The 20,190-nt window shown below is 30.3% G+C and carries 19 protein-coding genes; 11 read left to right on the forward strand and 8 right to left on the reverse strand.

All coding sequences use genetic code 11. From position 1 onward, the window contains the following. Positions 1-36: 36 nt before the first annotated feature. Both BA195_RS07455 and BA195_RS07460 read left to right on the forward strand, forming a co-directional pair. Positions 37-612, forward strand: a complete 576-nt coding sequence (locus BA195_RS07455; RefSeq protein ID WP_068704066.1) for a Crp/Fnr family transcriptional regulator — start codon at positions 37-39, stop codon at positions 610-612. Between the two features lie 72 nt (positions 613-684). Then, the gene (locus BA195_RS07460; protein ID WP_068704796.1) at positions 685-1,782 is read left to right on the forward strand and encodes an SMP-30/gluconolactonase/LRE family protein; all 1,098 of its coding nucleotides are present in this window, start codon (positions 685-687) and stop codon (positions 1,780-1,782) included. Between the two features lie 87 nt (positions 1,783-1,869). Here the strand turns inward: BA195_RS07460 and BA195_RS07465 are convergent, their stop codons facing one another. Continuing rightward, positions 1,870-2,094: a hypothetical protein gene (locus BA195_RS07465; RefSeq protein WP_068704067.1), complete on the reverse strand. Its 225-nt coding sequence runs from the start codon at positions 2,092-2,094 to the stop codon at positions 1,870-1,872. 21 nt (positions 2,095-2,115) lie between these two features. After that, the gene (locus BA195_RS07470) at positions 2,116-3,507 is read right to left on the reverse strand and encodes an MATE family efflux transporter (protein WP_068704069.1); all 1,392 of its coding nucleotides are present in this window, start codon (positions 3,505-3,507) and stop codon (positions 2,116-2,118) included. A gap of 101 nt (positions 3,508-3,608) precedes the next feature. On the opposite strand from BA195_RS07470, the gene tpx reads away from it, so the two are divergent. The 6 genes from tpx to ribB all read left to right on the forward strand — a co-directional run bounded on the left by tpx (position 3,609) and on the right by ribB (position 10,329). Then, positions 3,609-4,106, forward strand: a complete 498-nt coding sequence (gene tpx, locus BA195_RS07475) for a thiol peroxidase (protein WP_068704070.1) — start codon at positions 3,609-3,611, stop codon at positions 4,104-4,106. Positions 4,107-4,112: 6 nt separating this feature from the next. After that, complete coding sequence (locus tag BA195_RS07480; protein ID WP_068704071.1) at positions 4,113-4,493, forward strand: diacylglycerol kinase family protein; 381 nt, start codon at positions 4,113-4,115, stop codon at positions 4,491-4,493. Between the two features lie 27 nt (positions 4,494-4,520). Next, positions 4,521-6,956: a DNA translocase FtsK gene (locus tag BA195_RS07485; RefSeq protein WP_068704073.1), complete on the forward strand. Its 2,436-nt coding sequence runs from the start codon at positions 4,521-4,523 to the stop codon at positions 6,954-6,956. Between the two features lie 38 nt (positions 6,957-6,994). Then, complete coding sequence (gene lolA1, locus BA195_RS07490; RefSeq protein ID WP_068704076.1) at positions 6,995-7,648, forward strand: outer membrane lipoprotein periplasmic chaperone LolA1; 654 nt, start codon at positions 6,995-6,997, stop codon at positions 7,646-7,648. Between the two features lie 87 nt (positions 7,649-7,735). Continuing rightward, positions 7,736-9,184 (forward strand): LptF/LptG family permease, encoded by a 1,449-nt coding sequence (locus BA195_RS07495; protein ID WP_068704078.1) that lies wholly within the window; start codon positions 7,736-7,738, stop codon positions 9,182-9,184. 2 nt (positions 9,185-9,186) lie between these two features. After that, entirely contained in the window at positions 9,187-10,329 is a 1,143-nt protein-coding gene (gene ribB / locus BA195_RS07500; RefSeq protein WP_068704080.1) for a 3,4-dihydroxy-2-butanone-4-phosphate synthase, read from the forward strand. Positions 10,330-10,397: 68 nt separating this feature from the next. Here the strand turns inward: ribB and BA195_RS07505 are convergent, their stop codons facing one another. From BA195_RS07505 to BA195_RS07520, 4 genes are all read right to left on the reverse strand, one after another. Then, positions 10,398-11,339 (reverse strand): NAD(P)H-dependent flavin oxidoreductase, encoded by a 942-nt coding sequence (locus BA195_RS07505; protein ID WP_068704082.1) that lies wholly within the window; start codon positions 11,337-11,339, stop codon positions 10,398-10,400. Continuing rightward, a complete protein-coding gene (locus BA195_RS07510; protein WP_068704084.1) occupies positions 11,332-12,138 on the reverse strand; it encodes a hypothetical protein in 807 nt (268 codons plus the stop codon). The genes BA195_RS07505 and BA195_RS07510 overlap by 8 nt, the downstream gene beginning before the upstream one ends. Before the next feature lie 19 nt (positions 12,139-12,157). Beyond that, a complete protein-coding gene (mnmA, locus tag BA195_RS07515) occupies positions 12,158-13,369 on the reverse strand; it encodes a tRNA 2-thiouridine(34) synthase MnmA (RefSeq protein WP_262509358.1) in 1,212 nt (403 codons plus the stop codon). A gap of 69 nt (positions 13,370-13,438) precedes the next feature. After that, a complete protein-coding gene (locus tag BA195_RS07520) occupies positions 13,439-14,134 on the reverse strand; it encodes a toxin-antitoxin system YwqK family antitoxin (RefSeq protein WP_068704088.1) in 696 nt (231 codons plus the stop codon). 55 nt (positions 14,135-14,189) lie between these two features. On the opposite strand from BA195_RS07520, the gene BA195_RS07525 reads away from it, so the two are divergent. Then, complete coding sequence (locus BA195_RS07525) at positions 14,190-14,759, forward strand: hypothetical protein (RefSeq protein ID WP_068704090.1); 570 nt, start codon at positions 14,190-14,192, stop codon at positions 14,757-14,759. Between the two features lie 409 nt (positions 14,760-15,168). Here BA195_RS07525 and BA195_RS07535 read toward each other — a convergent pair whose 3' ends face one another. Further along, the gene (locus BA195_RS07535) at positions 15,169-15,996 is read right to left on the reverse strand and encodes a sterol desaturase family protein (RefSeq protein WP_068704093.1); all 828 of its coding nucleotides are present in this window, start codon (positions 15,994-15,996) and stop codon (positions 15,169-15,171) included. 34 nt (positions 15,997-16,030) lie between these two features. After that, on the reverse strand, positions 16,031-16,558 hold the full coding sequence (locus BA195_RS07540) for a YkgJ family cysteine cluster protein (protein WP_068704095.1): 528 nt from the start codon (positions 16,556-16,558) through the stop codon (positions 16,031-16,033). Positions 16,559-16,735: 177 nt separating this feature from the next. On the opposite strand from BA195_RS07540, the gene argS reads away from it, so the two are divergent. Both argS and lpdA read left to right on the forward strand, forming a co-directional pair. After that, entirely contained in the window at positions 16,736-18,511 is a 1,776-nt protein-coding gene (argS, locus tag BA195_RS07545; protein ID WP_068704096.1) for an arginine--tRNA ligase, read from the forward strand. Between the two features lie 273 nt (positions 18,512-18,784). Then, positions 18,785-20,173: a dihydrolipoyl dehydrogenase gene (gene lpdA, locus BA195_RS07550; RefSeq protein ID WP_068704097.1), complete on the forward strand. Its 1,389-nt coding sequence runs from the start codon at positions 18,785-18,787 to the stop codon at positions 20,171-20,173. Positions 20,174-20,190 lie beyond the last annotated feature (17 nt).

The following is a 20,190-nucleotide window of genomic DNA, read 5'->3' on the forward strand; positions in this document are numbered from 1 at the left end:
TCTAGTGTTTTTTTTTAACATTTTAAATCAATAAAAATGAATGAACTAAATAAAATACTTGAAGAATTAGTTGGGTTTACAAAAAAAGAATGTGAAGTTTTTTGCAGTCAATTAAAAAAACAAGAATATAAAGCTAAATCTTTATTAATTAAAGAAGGAAAAATAGCTGACAACTTGTATTTTATTGAATCTGGTTTATTTAGAACATATAAAAATTTAGATGAAAAAAATATCACTACTTACTTTGCTTGCGACAATCAATTTATAACTATTTTTAATAGCTTCATAAATCAGACAAATTCTTTAGAAACTCTAGAAGCTATTGAGGATAGTATTGTTTATGAGATTTCTTTTAGTAATTTATCTACCCTTTATAACACATCTTCAAATTTTGAAAAATTTGGAAGAATTTTAGCTGAAAAAAACCATATCTGCGCTTTAGAAAGAAATTTAACAATGCAAACAAAATCAGCAAAAATAAGATACCTAGATTTTTTAAAAAATTACAATAAAAAAATCATTCGTAGAGCTCCACAATATCAAATAGCTAGCTTTCTTGGTATAGCCTCCGAATCTCTAAGTCGAATTAGAAAAGAAATTTTTATTTCATAACAAATATCAAGATACAAACACTAAACGCTGTTGTTTCTTTGTATTATATAAATTTAAAAAAATATAATGCAAATGTTAAAAAAAATAACAATTACAGTATTCTCTTTAATTAGCTTACTTTTTATTAGTGTTTTATACAACTCTAAATCAATTAACCCAATAGCGTGGTCGCCTCTAAAAGTTCCAAAACAAGAAGGGGTTTTGGCTAAAAATAATTTATTAAATGCAACAAAACCGATTGATTTAAACGGTTGGTATGGCCCTGAGGATATTGCTGTTGATAATCTTGGCAACTTATATTGTGGAGTTCATGTTTCAAAAGATGATTTCACGGACGGGCGTGTTTTAAAAATTGACACATCTGGAAAAGTTTCAATATTTTCAAATTCTAAATCTTGGGTTACTGGGTTGCATTTTGACCGTGATCAAAACCTTATTGCTTGCGATTTAGAACGAGGTCTAATAAGTATTGATAAAAAAGGAGGTATAACTGTTTTAGCTAATAAAGATGAAAAGGGTAATAAGTTTCTTATACCTAATGATGTAGATATAGCTAGTAACGGAATGATATATTTTACAAACACATCATCTAAATTGAATTTTAACAACAAACATATTTGGAAATTATTAATGGAATCTAAACCAGATGGAGGGCTTTATAGTTATAATCCAACAACAAAACGCGTAAAAACATTAATAGATGGTACGTATTTTGGAAATGGTGTTGCCGTTTCTCAAAATGATGATTTTGTTTTAATGGTAGATTTAGCAAAATACAGAATACGTAGATATTGGCTTAAAGGAGAAAAAAAAGGTACTACTGATATTTTTTTAGATAACTTACCAGGTTTTCCAAACGGAATATCAAGAAGACAAGACGGAAGTTTTTGGCTTGGTTTTTCTACTAAAAGAGATGAGTTATTAGATAAAATTCACCCAAAACCTTTACTTAAAAAAATCATTTATGGTCTACCTTCTTTTTTACATCCAAAAGCTGTAGCCTATGGAATGATAATGCATATAGATAATAAAGGTAAGATTATAAAAACATATTATGATACAACTGGTAAAATTGTTAAAGAAGCAACATCAATTGAAGAACATAATGGCTATTTATACCTTGGTGGAGATATATCTAGCTACATAGGAAAATATAAATTAAGTGAATAAAAGCTATTTATTTACAATAATAATTAATTTACTTAAAAAATGCTTGTTAAAAAAATATAATAAAGTTTTACTAACAAGCATTTTCACTTACGCTAACCCCTCCATTTCTTTATCATAAAACTCGCCAGCTTTATCCATTAAATCAGCTAATTCAGTAGTAATATCCTCTTCTCTTTCGCCAGATAAATCTTCAAACCACTCAACTTCATCATCTTTTAAATTGATTAAAAAACGTGGATACTCAGTATGTAAAACAAAAATATCTTCTGGATGATTACTATTATCTGCCAATAAAAACTTAGGTAATTTCATAAAAAATGTATTATTTATATTTTATTTATCTCCAACAATTGGGTTTGTTTCAATCAATTTTAATGTTAATTTATTAAATCTAATAAATAACAAAATAGATGCTGTTGTTAAACCTGCTAACAACCCCAACCAAATACCAAAACTACCGTATTTTTCTTCGGTTCCCAAAAAGTAACTGATTGGAAAACCAACTACCCAATATGATATAAAGGTAATAATGGTAGGTACTTTAACATCTTGTAAACCTCGTAAGGCTCCTAAAACAACTACTTGAATACTGTCTGATATTTGAAAAAAGGCAGCTGCTATTAATAGATTAGCCGCTATTTTCATTACCTCCATATTATCTGCATAATTTTTAACATCATTTAAATCTACATATAAATTAGGCAGTGATTTATGAAAAAGATAAAATATAGTTGCAAACCCAACAGCTAAAATGATTCCTAATAAAAAGATAGAAAATGCTATTCTTCGAAGCTCTACATAGCTTTTTAACCCTTTTTGATTTCCTACCCTAATCATCGATGCAACACTTAAACCCATGGCTACCATAAATGTCATTGATGATAAATTTAAAGCTATTTGATTGGCCGCTTGTGCATTTTTACCTAACAATCCACTTAACCAAATTGCGGCAGTAAAAATAGCTACTTCAAAAAACATTTGCATCGCACTTGGGGCACCAAGATTAATAATTTTACGAAGCATCAATTTATCAAGTACAAATAATTTAATATTGGTAACCAAATTTTTTGATCGCTCTTTTTTTGTAAGTATCCACCAAAGGTGTAATACCATTACAAACCTAGATACTAAAGTTCCGTATGCCGCACCAATAATTCCCATTTCTGGAAATCCAAACTTCCCGAAAATTAATAAGTAATTTAAAATTACATTTAACACATTTGCTACAATAGTTGAATACATTGGGTAACGTGTCATTGATAATCCATCACTAAATTGTTTAAATGCTTGGAAAATAATCATCGGAATTAATGAAAATGCAACTAAATCTAAATACGGAATTGCTAGTTCAACAACTTCAACAGGTTGTTTCATTAAATACATTAACGGTTTTGAAAAGAAAACCATTAAAAACATCAACACTCCAATTGCCGTACACAAAAACAAACCATGTTTAAATGTTGATTTTGCTTGTTTAAAATTATTAGACGAATCAGCTTCAGCGATTAAAGGTGTTATTGCCGTTGAAAAACCGATTCCTAACGACATGGCTATAAACATAAAGCTATTTCCTAAAGAAACAGCTGCTAATTCGGCCGTACCTAACTGCCCTACCATAATATTATCAACAAAACTTACAAAAGTATGCCCTAACATACCTAGCATTACAGGTGCTGCAAGTTTCCAGTTATATTTAAACTCTGATGTGTATTGATGTAAATTCAAAAGTATCGTATATAAAGCGCGAAGATAACTTTTTTAGAAGTCCATCTTGTTTTTCTTCCTCATTTTTTAATTACCTTTGTTTTTCTAAAAAACACTAAAAAATGGCTTCAATCACACTAAAAGGAACACCTGTAAACACAATAGGTAACCTACCAAAAAACAACACAAAAGCAATTGATTTTTCTTTAATCGCAACTGACTTATCCACTAAATCTTTAACTGATTTTTCTGGAAATCGATTAATCTTAAATATTTTTCCGAGTGTAGATACTGGTACTTGCGCTACTTCTGTTAGAGAATTTAATAAAAAAGTTGCGAATTTAGACAATACCAAAGTTTTATGTATTTCTAGAGATTTACCATTTGCTCAAGGTCGTTTTTGTGGTGCTGAAGGAATTGAAAACGTAGTAATGTTATCTGATTTTTCAACAGGTAAATTTGGAAAAGATTACGGATTAGAAATTACCAATGGGCCTTTAGCCAACTTACATTCTCGTTGTATTGTTATTATTAATGAAGAAGGTAAAATTATATATACTGAGCAAGTAAACGAAATTGTTGATGAGCCTAATTACGAAGCTGCTTTAAAAGTTTTATAACAATTTATGAAAAATCCGAATGATGATTTTATAAAAGGAAGGTTACGAAGTATGACCTTTGCCTTAAAAGGAATGTGGCTATTAATTACCACAGAAGATAGTATTAAAGCACAACTATTTTTTGGTTTTATTGCTACTTTATTAGGTTTTTACTTTAATATTTCGGCAACCGAATGGATGATTCAATGCATTTTAATTGGCATGATATTGGTAGCAGAAGCTTTAAATACAGCTGTTGAAAAAGTGGCTGATTTTGTACATCCTGATTTTCATAAAAAGATAGGTTTCATAAAAGATATTGCAGCGGGTGCACCTGCTTTTGCTGCCCTAACCTCGCTAATTGTTGCGAGCATAATTTATCTTCCTAAAATAATAGCTATATTGTAACGTTCAATTTATTTTTAGTATAAATACATGGCAAAAAAAAAGACAACCACCAAAAAGAAACAACCTAATAATAATTTGTTTAAAAAGATCACTTCTTTTCTTTCTAACAAACATAATCAAACCATTTTAGGTGCTTTTTTGGTGCTTTTTTCAATATTTTTAACTGTTGCTTTTATTTCTTTTTTCTTTTCTTGGCAAGATGATCAAAGTGCATTGTCTCAATATTCAAACAAAGCCATTCCTACAAAAAATTTATTAGGTAAAATTGGCGCAAAATTGAGCAACTTTTTTATTTACAAAGGTTTTGGATTAGGCGCCTTTGTAATACCAGTTACATTACTTTTAACTGGAGCAAGAATTTTATTACAAACAAATTTAAAAAGAATTATAATTTCATGGAATTGGGGATTATTAATTATGCTATGGTTTTCTATAGCTTTAGGTTTTGTTGAAAAAACAAACGCAATCTTATCAGGTATTATTGGTTTTGAATTGAATGAGTATTTACAAACTTTTTTAGGAAAAACAGGGTTAATTATTTTATTACTATTCTTTCTTATAGCTTATTTAATCATCAGATATAGCATTACTCCTGAAAAGATTAATGAAAAAATAAAAACAAATAACACTCCCCTTGCTAACGAAACTATTACAAAAACAGAAGCTTCAGTTTCTAATACCGTAGCTAATAAACCTGAAGAACAAAATACAGTATCTAAATCTGATTTTGAATTATCTGTTGAAGATTTACAACCTACAATTACAAAACACTCTGAAGTAAAAACTGTTACCCCAATACAAAAAGATGAAATAACCTTAGATGTAAATGTAAAAAAGGAACCTTCTTCGGTAATAGTATCTGAAGAAACAATAAAAGAAGTTGAAGTAGCTATTGAAAAAGTTGCTGAAGAAAAAAGTGTTGCTGAAAATTTATCCGATAGCCTTGTAAAAGATTTTGGAGAATTTGACCCAACATTAGAATTAGGGAATTACAAATTTCCTACATTTAATTTATTAAAAGAATATAACGAAACCATATCTATTGACCCAGAAGAACTTGAGGCTAATAAAAATAAAATTGTAGAAACTCTTAAAAACTACAAAATTGGTATCGCACAAATAAAAGCAACCGTAGGACCAACAATTACCTTGTATGAAATTGTTCCAGAAGCAGGGATTCGAATCTCAAAAATAAAAAACTTAGAAGATGATATTGCTTTATCTCTTTCTGCATTAGGAATTCGTATTATTGCTCCAATCCCAGGAAAAGGAACAATCGGTATTGAGGTGCCAAATAAAAAATCGACTATTGTTTCTATGCATTCTGTTATTTCTTCTAAGAGATTTCAAGAAAGTCCAATGGAATTACCAATCGCCTTAGGTAAAACTATTGCCAACGAAACACTAGTGGTTGATTTAGCTAAAATGCCTCACTTATTAATGGCAGGTGCTACTGGTCAAGGTAAATCGGTAGGATTAAATGCTGTATTAACATCACTATTATATAGAAAACATCCTGCTGAAGTTAAATTTATTTTAGTTGATCCGAAAAAAGTAGAATTAACTTTATTTAACAAAATTGAACGTCATTATTTAGCAAAATTACCCGATGTTGAAGAAGCTATTATTACCGATACCACCAAAGTTGTACATACACTAAACTCGCTTTGTATTGAAATGGACAACCGTTATGACTTGTTAAAAAACGCAATGGTTCGTAATATTAAAGAATATAATACAAAATTTAGAGCTCGAAAATTAAATCCTGAAAACGGACATCAATTTTTACCTTACATCGTTTTAGTTATTGATGAATTTGCTGATTTAATTATGACCGCTGGTAAAGAAGTAGAAACACCAATTGCTCGTTTAGCACAATTAGCACGTGCTATTGGTATTCATTTAATTGTAGCTACGCAGCGCCCGTCAGTAAACGTAATTACAGGTATTATTAAAGCAAATTTCCCTGCAAGAATAGCCTTTAGAGTAACTTCTAAAATTGATTCTCGAACTATTTTAGATGCACCAGGAGCCGATCAATTAATTGGTCGTGGAGATATGCTATACTCTGGAGGAAATGATATAACACGTATACAATGTGCTTTTGTTGACACCCCAGAAGTTGAAAAAATAACCGACTTTATTGGCTCGCAACGTGCCTATCCTGACGCTTATTTATTACCTGAATATGTAGGTGAAGAAGCTGGCACAAATGTTGATATAGACATTGCAGATAGAGATAAATTGTTTAAAAATGCTGCTGAAGTAATTGTTACTGCACAACAAGGTTCGGCCTCATTATTACAACGTAAGCTAAAACTAGGTTATAATAGAGCTGGGCGATTAATAGATCAACTAGAAGCCGCTGGTATAGTAGGCCCTTTTGAAGGTAGTAAGGCACGACAAGTTTTAGTACCTGACTTTATAGCTCTTGAACAATTATTAGAAAACGAAAAAAAATAATTATAAATTATTCCGTAAATCGGAAGCACAAACATATCATGAAAAAAATAGGATTATTATTTATTGGATTATTTATTTCTTTTAACATCTTAGGGCAAAATACTGCCACACAAGCTAAAAACTTACTAGATGAAGTATCTAATAAAATGGGAGCATATAACAATATGATTATTGGTTTTAACTCAACTTTAATAAACAAAGAGGCAGGAATAACCAACGACCCACCAATTAGAGGTAAAATTACATTAGCTGGTGAAAAATATAACTTAGATTATTTAGGAAATAATTTTGTTTTTGATGGTACAAAATTAGTTGTTATCAATCAAGAAGAAAAAGAGGTAAACATATCAAATGGAGATTTAGAAGAAGAAGATGGCTTTATTTACCCTTCTAAACTATTAACCTTTTACAAAGAAGGTTATAACTTTTCAATGGGGCAATTAACAAACAATAACGGCCGTAAAATACAATTAGTAAATCTTACTCCTATTGATAGTAATTCTGATATCATTAAGGTGCAGTTAGGAATTGATGCTAAAACAAAACATATTTATAAACTAGTTCAAATAGGATCTAACGGTGCCGAAACAACTTTTACTATAACTGCTTTTAAAAGTAATCAACCTATTTCTAAAAATTTATTTTCTTTTAACAAAGATAAATACATAAAACAAGGCTATTATATTGACTAAAACCTAAAAAGAGATTTGTTAGTAATAATTTAACCTATTAACAAAACTTTTGTTTTTTTATCAACCTAACCTAGTACCTTTGCTTCTGTGAAAACATTAGACAAATATATTTTAAAAAGCTTCTTACAGCCTTTTTTTGCAACATTCTTAATCATACTATTTGTATTAGTAATGCAGGCGTTATGGCTTGCTTTTGATAATTTTGCTGGAAAAGGAATTAGTCTTGTTATTATTTTAAAGTTTCTTTGGTATACCACCTTGCTAATGGCACCTCAGGCCTTACCCATTGGCGTACTTCTTTCTTCTATAATGACCTTAGGTAGTTTATCTGAAAACTATGAATTTGCAGCCACAAAATCAGCAGGTATTTCATTACCTAGAATGGTACGTCCTTTAGTATTTTTAACACTTTTTTTAAGTGCTATTAACTTTGTGTTTTTAAACAATGTATATCCATATGCAATGTTAAAACAGCTAAACATGAAGATAAATATAAAAAAGAAACAGCCTTCAATTGCTTTAGTTGCCGGTAGCTTTAACACAGAGTTACCTAATTTTCAAATTAAGTTTGAAGAAAAATATGGAGAAGAAAACAACCTTTTAAAAGAGGTTATGATTTACGATTTATCTGCAAAAAAAGGAAATAACAAAATTATAACAGCTAAAAAAGGGAAAATAATTTCTGAAGAAGGTAGCAGGTACATGACCTTAGTTTTAGAAGATGGCTATTATTTTGAACATCATATAAAAAACGGAACCACTACTAAAGAAAAACAAAAAATGCCAGCTTCTCATGCTTATTTTGATCAATACACAATCAACATAGACATCTCATCTTTAAGTGGTGATGACTTAGAGGAAGAAAGGTATAAAACACAGTATAACATGTTAAGTTTAGGACAACTTAAAGACACTATACCTGTGATGAAAGAAAGCTATGATTCGCACATATCTAGTAGAGCTAAAAACTTATTTTTAGCTCTTAAAATAAATAAATTATATGCCCATCCTGATTCTTTATTAAATAAAGAGCTATCAATTAACGTCCTAGAAAACTTTAACCCTAAAGAAATAAAAACTATTTTAAGTGTTTCAAACTCTAAAATTGAACGTACATTAAATAATATTAAAACAAATAAAGAATCCTTTAAACGAAAAAGAAAATACTTAAATTTATATGACATTGAATTTTATAACAGAGTAGCTTTTTCTCTTTCTTGCCTATTACTTTTCTTTATTGGTGCACCGCTAGGCTCTATAATTAGAAAAGGTGGTATGGGTTTACCAATGATTTTAGCAATAGCCATATATGTACTTTATTTTTTCACCAATACTTTTGGTCGAAATTTAGCCGAAGAAAGCTCTGTAACAGCTATTACAGGCTCTTGGCTAAGTGTATTTTTAATGCTACCTTTGGCTATCATATTAACTATTAGAGCTAGTAAAGACAAAGGTTTATTTGATTTTAAAACTTTTATAAATTCAATTAGCAACACTTTTAAAAACTTATTCTCTAAAAACGAGAAAACAACATAACAATGACAACACAAACAGCAAGTAAAATTCAATTAAACACAATTGAAGAAGCGATACAAGATATTAAAGACGGAAAAGTTATTATTGTAGTTGATGATGAAGATCGTGAAAATGAGGGTGACTTTTTAGCTGCCGCAGAAAAAATAACACCTGAAATGGTTAATTTCATGGCAACGCATGGTAGGGGCTTAATTTGCACTCCACTTACTGAAGATCGCTGTAAAGAACTAGAACTAAACATGATGGTTAACAACAATACCGACCCAATGGAAACTGCGTTTACAGTTTCGGTTGACTTACGCGGTAAAGGTGTTACCACAGGTATTTCTGCCGCTGATAGATCTAAAACAATTGCTGCTTTAGTTGATAACGAAACAAAACCTTTTGATCTTGCTCGACCAGGACATATTTTTCCTTTAAAGGCTAAAAACGGAGGTGTATTAAGAAGAACTGGCCACACAGAAGCTGCAATCGACTTTGCTCGTTTAGCTGGTTTACAACCTGCGGGAGTGATTGTTGAAATCATGAATGAAGATGGTACTATGGCTCGCTTACCTCAACTATTAAAAGTTGCTAAAAAGTTTGACCTTAAAATTGTTTCTATTGAAGATTTAGTAGCTTACAGAATGGAACATGATTCTTTAATTGAAAAGAAAGAAGATTTTAATATTCAAACCCGTTTTGGTGATTTTCGCTTAAGAGCCTATAAACAAACTACCAATAATCAAATTCACATTGCCTTAACTAAAGGTACTTGGACAAAAAATGACCCAGTTTTAACAAGAATAAATTCAACATTAATAAATAATGACATTCTAGGTACTTTAACAAATAATGCTGATAAAAAATTAGACCAAATGTTTAATGTTATCAATAAAGAAGGTAAAGGAGCGATTGTTTTTATTAATCAACAAAGTCAGGCATTAAATTTATTAAACCGTTTAAGAGGCTTAAAAGACAACCAAACTAACGGAGAAATGAAAGCGCCAAATGTTGTAATGGACAATAAAGATTTTGGTATCGGAGCACAAATACTACATGACTTACACTTACATAAACTTCGTTTAGTCTCAAATTCCAAACAAACCAAACGTGTTGGTATGATTGGTTACGGATTAGAAATTGTAGATTACGTAAATTATTAAAACATATATTTATAAAACAAAAAAGGAAGCGATATCGCTTCCTTTTTTGTTTTGTAAAATATCACCAGTTACAAATTAACTACTGCTAATTTAACTTCATTATATTCTTTTAGAATATCTTCTAAAACCTCTTTAGCTGACTTTATATCATTTATAATTCCTGCTACTTGACCTATTTCCAACTCACCATTATCTAAATCACCTTCAAACATACCTTTTTTAGCTCTTGCTCGACCTAATAATTCTTTAATATCTTCAATTGATGGATTTTGCTGATACAACTCTTGTACTTCATTATAGAATTTATTTTTTACCAAACGAACTGGTGCTAACTCTTTTAATGTTAATTGTGTTCCACCGTCTTTAACATCTACAATTGTATTTTTAAAATTATCATGTGCAGAAGATTCTAAAGTTGCTGCAAAACGACTACCAATTTGTACGCCATCTGCACCTAAAACCATCGCTGCTAACATTCCTCTACCTGATCCTATTCCTCCTGCAGAAATTACTGGTATTTTAACCTCTTGTTTTACCATTGGTATTAAGGTAAGTGTAGTGGTTTCTTCACGTCCGTTATGTCCGCCAGCTTCAAAACCTTCACAAACAACAGCATCTACTCCTGCCGCTTCGGCTTTTAACGCAAACTTTACAGAACTTACAACATGCACAACGGTAATTCCTTTTTCCTTCAGGTAAGAAGTCCAAGTTTTAGGGTTTCCTGCGGATGTAAAAACAATTTTAACGTCTTCTTCAATAATAATATCCATGATTTTTTCAATATCAGGGTATAACATTGGTACATTTACTCCAAAAGGTTTATCTGTTGCTTTTTTGCATTTTTGTATATGCTCACGCAATATATCTGGATACATAGACCCTGCACCGATTAAACCTAATCCGCCTGCATTTGATACAGCAGATGCTAGTTTCCATCCAGAAATCCAAATCATTCCTCCCTGAATAATTGGATATTTTATATTAAAAAGTTGTGTGATTTTGTTATTCATTGAATACGACTCTAAAATTTAATGGATAAATATAATGTGTTGGTATTTTTCTACCTTTAGAAATAGTGGGGCGAAATTCTTTGATATTATTTAGATAAATCTCTATATCTTTTTTAAGAGCTTTGGGAATATTAGATAAAATATCAACATTTGAAATAGTTCCATCAATATCGACAATAAAATCTAAATAAATATAACCAACAACTTGAAATTTTATAAAATCATGTATATTAGACATTCTTTTATGAAACATACTCATACCTCCCTCATAACTAAGCTTCTCATTTAGAATAGTTGGATTTTGTAAATTTTTAACACCATCAATATTATACACTATTTTTTTTATTAATTTTCCTTTAGTGTAATACTCTCTTAATGCTATGTTTCCGTTTAAATAATAATACTTCCAAACACCTACTTTATATCCGTTTTCATAAGTTCCTATAAAGTTTTTAGCACCATTGTAAAACCATGTTTGTATTAAACCATGATAATCCCCAAATGAATTGTAATTAATATCAGATGTTAATTTCTGGCCTCTAAAAAAAGTTTTATGATTTCCTATTGCATATTTTTTATCCCCATCTTTATAATAGCCAACAGTAAGAAGCTTCCCTAATCTATTAAATTTTTTAACCAGCCATTTATCACCTTTATTAACCTTGGTTTCTATAAATAAAGTTCTATTTTTTATTTTAGTTATTTCATTATTGTTATCTAAATAATTAACAATAGAATCTTTTTGTGAATAACCATTAAAACTCACTAGTAAGATTAATAATAGCAATACTTTTTTCATATCTTTTTCTTTTATTTTTTTAAGAAATAACTCCCGAACCTAAAAGCTCTTCGTTTATATACCAAGCTACAAACTGCCCTTCTTGAATAGCAGATTGCTTATTTTTAAACTCAACATATAATCCGCTTTCGACTTTATAAAGCGTTGCTTTTTCTAATTGCTGACGGTAACGAATTCTAGCTTCAACTTCCATGATTCCTCCTTGTTTTAAAGCTAAATCTTCACGAACCCAATGTAATTCTTCATTAGACACAAATAATACATTGCGATACAAACCTTGGTGATTTTTACCTTCACCTGTATAAATTACATTTTCGTTTACATCCGTTTCAATAACATACAAAGCTTCTTTGGTTCCTCCTACATTTAAACCTTTTCGTTGCCCTTTTGTAAAATAGTGCGCTCCTTGATGTTTACCTACTATTTTTCCGTCCTCTTTATTGTAAGAGAATTTTGTTGAATAATACTCAAGTTCTTCTTCCTTACTTTTAAAATCAGGTGCTATTTTTGTATACTGTTCAAAATCTGAAGGAATTTGTACAATTACTCCTTCTTTTGGTTGTAATTTTTGTTGCAAAAAATCAGGTAAACGAACTTTACCTATAAAACATAATCCTTGAGAATCTTTTTTATCCGCAGTAATTAAATCTGCTTTTTTTGCAATTTCTCTAACTTCTGGTTTTGTTAATTCACCAATAGGAAACATTGCTTTAGATAATTGTTTTTGCGATAATTGACATAAAAAATACGATTGATCTTTATTGTTATCTTTTCCTGCTAATAATTTATATACAGCATTTCCATCAATAACTTCTTCATCTTTTCTACAATAATGACCCGTTGCCACATAATCGGCACCAAGACTTAAAGCGATGTCCATAAAAACATCAAACTTAATTTCTCGGTTACATAAAACATCCGGATTTGGTGTACGACCTTTTTCGTATTCATTAAACATATAATCTACAATACGTTCTTTATATTGGTCACTTAAATCTACTGTTTGAAAAGGAATTCCTAGTTTATCAGCAACAATCATTGCATCATTACTATCCTCTAACCAAGGGCATTCATCAGATATGGTTACTGAATCGTCATGCCAGTTTTTCATAAACAACCCGATTACTTCATATCCTTGTTCTTTTAATAAATAAGCTGTTACACTACTGTCTACACCTCCCGAAAGTCCTACTACTACTCTTCTCATTCTATACTTTTCTAAGCTGCAAATTTACGAATAAGTTTCTGTTTTTATGATGGATAAAACTGATAGATACATCAATTTAATTGATAGATAGATTTATTTATTTTTTAAGTCAGATAGTTTTTCTTTTTTTCGCTTGGTAACGATTTCTCCATCCATATAAAACTCCCACTTCCCAATTCTTTTTCCTGCTTTATACATTCCTTTTTCTTTTATGCCTCCTTTTAAATCATAGTATTTACCTTCTCCTTCTAATTTTCCGTTAGCATAAAACACTTCTTCTATTAAAACACCAGAATCCGTAAATGTTTTAGAAACTCCTTCTTTTTTTCCGTTTTTGTAACTTGTTTGTTGTGTTATATTTCCGTTTGGATAATAATTTTTAACAACTCCATCTAATTTTCCTTCCTTATATTTTTCTTCTGAAAAAAGTTTTCCGTTTGTAAAATAATAAATCCATTTTCCCTCACGGTTTTTAGCAAGCATTTTACCAGTACTTTTTAATCTACCTTGTGCATCAAAAAACTTGACAGTAGCAGTATCTTTAGCGTATTCTTTTATAATTGTGGGTTGTGAAGATGATGTTATTTTATAAAATTTAAAAACACCTATTTCTTTTCCATTTTTAAAAGTACCTGAATAACGAATTTTTCCATTATCATAAAACTTTTTCCAAACTCCAGTTCTTTTTCCGTTACTATCAAATTGATTTAATTTTTGAGCTTGAATAGAAATTGTAAAAAAAACAGATAATAGAAGCGCTATTGAAAATATCCTTTTTATATTTAACATTGATTATTTTATTTTGTTACTTAACTGATATCAAAAATACACAAACCATACCAAAATGAGTATTGATTTTTTAATTTCTGTTTTAGATGACATGCAGAATCCTGCTAAAGTAAACCGAGATAAAGCAGCAAATATTGTATTAAATGAACCTAAATTGATAAAATATTTAGTTGATTTAACTTTTGATGTAAATAATAAATTATCAATTAAGGCTGCTTGGGTATTAGAATGGATTTGTACACATCATGGAATTGAACATATTTTACCTTATTTGGATAGTTTTGCTACAAATATTTCAACCGTCCATTTTGATAGTGCTGTGCGTCCTTGCGCTAAAATTTGCGAACATTTAGCCAATGCTTTTACTTCAAAAAAAGACAATAAAACTAAAACTACTTTAAAAAAAAATCATATTGATGCAATTATTGAAACTGGATTCGATTGGTTAATTAGCGATCAAAAAATTGCGGTTAGGGCTTATACTATGAATTTTTTATACCTGTTCGGTTTACAAAAAGATTGGGTACATCCAGAACTACAACATTTAATTAGCACTAAGATTATTCATGAAAGCAAAGGTTGTAAAGCTCGTGGAAAATATATTTTAGAGTTGATTAAGAAATAAACCAATTAATTATCAAATACTTACCTTTCACAAACTAATTTAACCATTCACAAAGTGGCTTCTATTATTTTTTAAGATAAAACTTATATTTAAATCAATATTAACAATTAAATTATAAATTATGTTAAAAAAGATTGCAAACTTAGGAAAAACCTTAGAGAAGACAGAACAAAAGGTTATTAATGGTGGATTTTCAAATAATTTTGTCGCAAAGTGTTGTCATACTGTATTCGGATGCACATTTTCTAGCACAAACGCTGCAACTAATATACTTCAAAAACAAGGATATTTTTGTATTGCAATTCCTGCTCTAGGAAGTCTGTAGATTATAGTTTACTTATCTAAAAAACTTAATTAACTTTAAACTAAAAGAAGCGTGAATCTTAATTCACGCTTCTTATTTAATCTATTACATATTAGTAGGTTTTCTATAACCAACGAACGGTTGTTTTAGTAATTCTTTTAAACTTGAATTCTTTTCTTCATCAGGAAAAGTATCTACCCCGTACACAACTTTCTCTCTATCGAGCTCCATATACGTACCGAATAAACGATCCCATATAGAAAAAATATTCCCGTAATTAGAATCCGTGTAAGGCAGCATATTATGATGATGAACCTTATGCATATCTGGCGATACAATTATATAACTCAATATTTTATCTAGTTTTTTTGGCATTTTAATATTTGCGTGTGTTAACTGCGTGAATATTAACGACATTGATTGATATAACATTACAATTGCAATTGGCGTACCAACTAACAGAACACCTAACAAAGTAAACGCAAAACGAATAACACTTTCTAAAGGATGATGACGATTTGCTGTAGTTGTATCTACTTCATGATCGGTATGATGCACCAAATGAACCATCCAAAGTTTAGGAATTTTATGCTCAGTAAAATGTGCAAGATAAGCTCCAAAAAAATCTAGAAATAACACTCCTAAAACTACATATAACCACAACGGCATTTCTGGTAACCAATTAATCAATCCGAAATTATTTAATTGCACCCAATCGGCAGTTTTTAGTAATACAAAAGCCAAAGTAAAATTGATGATAATTGTTGTTCCTGTAAAAAACAGGTTTGGTAAGGCATGTTTCCATTTATTATATTTAAAATTAAATAATGGTAAGGCACTTTCTAACAACCAAAAAAAAGTAATTCCACCAACTAAAATTAAACTTCGGTGACTAGACGGAATGGTTTCAAAATAATGAATTAGGGTTTCCAACGTAAAATATTTCTCTAAAAATAAGAAAAAAAAACTAACCTAATCTTTTTATTTTCTCGTTAGATCTAACTGGTAAACGTTTTTTTAATTCTTCAACAATTCTATAAGTTGCAGGGCAAATAACGGTATTAGCTATTGTTAAATCAGCTAATTGAATAAACTTTTTACGATTTGTATGAGGATATTCAGCACATGCTTTCGGGCGTACATTATAAATAAAACATGAATTATCGCTTTCATCTAAAAATGAACAGGGCGCTGTTTTTAACACCATAAAATTATCAGCATCACGCTCTAAATATTGCGCTTCAAAATCACGAACCTTCATTTTTAAATGTTTAGAGATACGCTCAATATCTTTATCTGTAAAAATCGGACTCGTAGTTTTACAACAATTTCCACAATCTAAACAATCTGTTTTTTCAAATTCCTTATCATGAATATCATGCACTACAACATCAAAATTTTTAGGTACTCGTTTTTTTATGGTGGCAAAATATTTTTTATTTTGCTTTTCTACATCTGCTGCTAACTTTTCTAAATTATCTAAATCTTTATCCATAATTTTTATTTTAAGAAGGAGTTTCGATGCTATTAATTAACGTATAATTATCTGAAATAATATTCTGAAATATTAAAGACAAAACTTACTGCAAAACTAACCATATAAATTGTTAGAATCAGTTTAAATATCATCCAAATAAATTACGTAATTTTGCACTTCAATTTTCAACAACTAATGAGCGTACAAACCTTAATAGAAGCCAAAGTAAAAGAAGGATTTTTAACCTTATATAATATAGAAATTCCTACAGTAGAATTTCAAGCAACTCGTAAAGATTTTGAAGGAGATATCACCGTGGTGGTTTTTCCTCTTTTAAGGTATAAAAAAGGAAACCCTGTTCAAATTGGTGAAGATTTAGGGAAGTTTTTAGTTGAAAACGTAACAGAAATCACCAACTACAACGTGGTAAAAGGATTCTTAAACTTAGTAATTGACGATAGTTTTTACACTAACTTTTTTAATCAAATTACCAAAGATTCTTCTTACGGATTTATTACCCCTTCTGCGGATGATTCTTCTCGTATGGTTGAATATTCATCACCTAATACAAACAAACCTTTACATTTAGGTCATGTACGTAATGTATTATTAGGATATTCTGTTGCTGAAATTTTAAAAGCTTCAGGTAAAAAAGTATACAAAACACAGATTATTAACGATCGTGGTATTCATATTTGTAAATCGATGTTAGCTTGGCAAAAGTTTGGTGAAGGAGAAACTCCAGAATCAACAGGTTTAAAAGGTGATAAACTGGTTGGTAATTATTATGTGAAATTCGATCAAGAATATAAAAAAGAAATTGCTGAATTAGTCGCTTCAGGTACTTCTGAAGACGATGCTAAAAAGCAAGCGCCTTTATTTATTGAAGCACAACAAATGTTACGTAAATGGGAAGCTGGAGACGAACAAGTTGTTGCTCTTTGGGAAACAATGAACTCTTGGGTTTATAAAGGTTTTGATGTTACTTATAAAAGTATTGGGGTAGATTTTGATAAATTATACTACGAAAGTAATACTTATTTATTAGGTAAAGATGTTATTGATGACGGACTAAAAAGTGGTGTTTTCTATAAGAAAGAAGATGGTTCTGTTTGGTGCGATTTAACGGATGATGGTTTAGATGAAAAATTGGTGTTACGTTCTGACGGAACAGCAGTTTACATGACACAAGATATTGGTACTGCTATACAACGTTCTAAAGATATGCCTGATGTTGGTGGAATGGTATACACGGTTGGTAACGAACAAGATTATCACTTTAAAGTATTGTTTTTAATCTTAAAAAAATTAGGATATTCTTGGGCAGAGCAACTGCATCATTTAAGTTACGGAATGGTAGATTTACCTTCTGGAAAAATGAAATCTCGTGAAGGAACCGTAGTTGACGCGGATGATTTAATGGATGAAATGACGGGTACTGCAAAAGCTATTTCGCAAGAATTAGGTAAATTAGAAGGGTATTCAGATTCAGAAAAAGAAGAATTGTATAAAATTATTGGTTTAGGTGCTTTAAAATATTTTATCTTAAAAGTTGATCCTAAAAAGCGTATTTTATTCGACCCAAAAGCATCGGTAGATTTTCAAGGAAACACAGGACCTTTTATTCAATATACGTATGCTAGAATTCAATCTATTTTAAGAAAAGCTGATTTTGATTATTCAAATGCAGTATCGATTGAATTACACGAAAAGGAAAAAGAATTAATAAAACAATTAGAATTATATCCTGAAATAATTCAGCAAGCAGCGAGTAATTATTCACCAGCTGTTATTGCTAATTATACCTACGACTTAGTAAAAGAATTTAATTCTTTTTACCAAAACGTACACATTTTAGGAGAAGAGAATCAAGATAAAAAAGTATTTAGAGTTCAGTTATCTAAAAAGGTAGCCGATACTATAAAATCAGCATTTGGATTGTTAGGAATTCAGGTTCCTGAGAGAATGTAGATAATTAACAAGTACACGCGTTAGGGATTGAAGTGGCATCCTTTTTAAAAAATTACAATAAACGCGTCATTACGAGGAGAAACGACGAAGTAATCTCATTAGATTAAGAGATTTCCTTAGTTTATAAGAAAGGAAACTTCGTAATGACATTTTTAAAAAGATATAACGGAAAGCCCGCTCGAACGCCAAAATTCTCGATATAATTTTGAGAAAACAATTAAAGTGAAGTGACATAAATAAAAATAATAAACAAACAACAATAAAGACATACACATGAAATACGACGTATTAATAATAGGAAGTGGTCCTGGAGGATATGTAACTGCAATTAGAGCATCTCAATTAGGATTTAAGGTTGGAGTAATTGAAAAAGAAAATTTAGGTGGAATTTGCTTAAACTGGGGATGTATTCCTACAAAAGCATTATTAAAATCTGCTCAAGTTTACGATTACTTAAAACATGTTGATCAATATGGTTTAAAGGCAGAAGCAATCGATAAAGATTTCGAAGCTGTTATTAAACGTAGTCGTGGTGTTGCTGAAGGAATGAGCAAAGGTGTTCAGTTTTTAATGAAGAAAAACAAAATTGATATTATTAACGGTTTTGGTAAAATTAAAACTGGTAAAAAAGTAGATGTTACTGCCGAAGATGGTACTGTAACTGAATATTCTGCAAACAATATTATTATTGCTACTGGTGCGCGTTCGCGTGAGTTACCAAACTTACCACAAGATGGTAAAAAAGTTATTGGATATCGTGAAGCAATGAGCTTACCAAGTCAACCAAAATCTATGATAGTTGTAGGTTCTGGTGCTATTGGTGTTGAATTTGCGCATTTTTACAACTCAATGGGAACTGAGGTTACTGTTGTAGAATTTATGCCAAATATTGTACCTGTTGAAGATAAAGATGTTTCTAAGCAAATGGAGCGTTCTTTCAAAAAAGCTGGAATTAAAGTAATGACAAATTCTTCTGTAGAATCTGTTGATACTTCTGGTGACGGAGTTAAAGCTACCGTAAAAACTAAAAAAGGTGAAGAAATTTTAGAGGCTGATATCGTATTATCGGCAGTTGGAATTAAAACGAATATTGAAAACATCGGTTTAGAAGATGTTGGTATTATAACTGATAGAGATAAAATTTTAGTAAACGACTGGTATCAAACTAACATTCCTGGTTATTATGCTATTGGTGATGTTACTCCTGGACCTGCATTAGCACACGTTGCTTCTGCTGAAGGAATTACTTGTGTAGAGAAAATGGCTGGTGTACATACAGAAGCTATCGATTACGGAAATATTCCTGGTTGTACTTATGCTACTCCAGAAATTGCATCTGTTGGTTTAACGGAAGAAAAAGCTAAAGAAGCGGGTTACGAATTAAAAGTTGGTAAATTTCCATTTTCGGCATCTGGTAAAGCTAAAGCAGCTGGAACTCCTGACGGATTTGTAAAAGTAATTTTTGATGCTAAATATGGAGAATGGTTAGGTTGCCACATGATTGGTGCTGGTGTAACTGATATGATTGCCGAAGCTGTTTTAGGACGTAAGTTAGAAACTACTGGTCATGAAGTATTAAAAGCTATTCACCCGCACCCAACAATGAGTGAAGCGGTTATGGAAGCTGTTGCTGATGCTTATGATGAGGTAATTCATTTATAAGAAATTATAGTATTATA

The sequence above is a fragment of the Tenacibaculum soleae genome, from assembly GCF_001693415.1.
In the GTDB taxonomy this organism is placed as follows: Bacteria; Bacteroidota; Bacteroidia; order Flavobacteriales; family Flavobacteriaceae; genus Polaribacter; species Polaribacter soleae.

Bases quoted from the DNA above. Each gene is read 5' to 3' on its own strand.
- BA195_RS07455 (WP_068704066.1), top strand. From the start codon at position 37: ATGAATGAACTAAATAAAATACTTGAAGAATTAGTTGGGTTTACAAAA.
- BA195_RS07460 (WP_068704796.1), top strand. From the start codon at position 685: ATGTTAAAAAAAATAACAATTACAGTATTCTCTTTAATTAGCTTACTT.
- BA195_RS07465 (WP_068704067.1), bottom strand. From the start codon at position 2,094: ATGAAATTACCTAAGTTTTTATTGGCAGATAATAGTAATCATCCAGAA.
- tpx (WP_068704070.1), top strand. From the start codon at position 3,609: ATGGCTTCAATCACACTAAAAGGAACACCTGTAAACACAATAGGTAAC.
- BA195_RS07480 (WP_068704071.1), top strand. From the start codon at position 4,113: ATGAAAAATCCGAATGATGATTTTATAAAAGGAAGGTTACGAAGTATG.
- BA195_RS07485 (WP_068704073.1), top strand. From the start codon at position 4,521: ATGGCAAAAAAAAAGACAACCACCAAAAAGAAACAACCTAATAATAAT.
- lolA1 (WP_068704076.1), top strand. From the start codon at position 6,995: ATGAAAAAAATAGGATTATTATTTATTGGATTATTTATTTCTTTTAAC.
- ribB (WP_068704080.1), top strand. From the start codon at position 9,187: ATGACAACACAAACAGCAAGTAAAATTCAATTAAACACAATTGAAGAA.
- BA195_RS07505 (WP_068704082.1), bottom strand. From the start codon at position 11,339: ATGAATAACAAAATCACACAACTTTTTAATATAAAATATCCAATTATT.
- BA195_RS07510 (WP_068704084.1), bottom strand. From the start codon at position 12,138: ATGAAAAAAGTATTGCTATTATTAATCTTACTAGTGAGTTTTAATGGT.
- BA195_RS07520 (WP_068704088.1), bottom strand. From the start codon at position 14,134: ATGTTAAATATAAAAAGGATATTTTCAATAGCGCTTCTATTATCTGTT.
- BA195_RS07525 (WP_068704090.1), top strand. From the start codon at position 14,190: ATGAGTATTGATTTTTTAATTTCTGTTTTAGATGACATGCAGAATCCT.
- BA195_RS07540 (WP_068704095.1), bottom strand. From the start codon at position 16,558: ATGGATAAAGATTTAGATAATTTAGAAAAGTTAGCAGCAGATGTAGAA.
- argS (WP_068704096.1), top strand. From the start codon at position 16,736: ATGAGCGTACAAACCTTAATAGAAGCCAAAGTAAAAGAAGGATTTTTA.
- lpdA (WP_068704097.1), top strand. From the start codon at position 18,785: ATGAAATACGACGTATTAATAATAGGAAGTGGTCCTGGAGGATATGTA.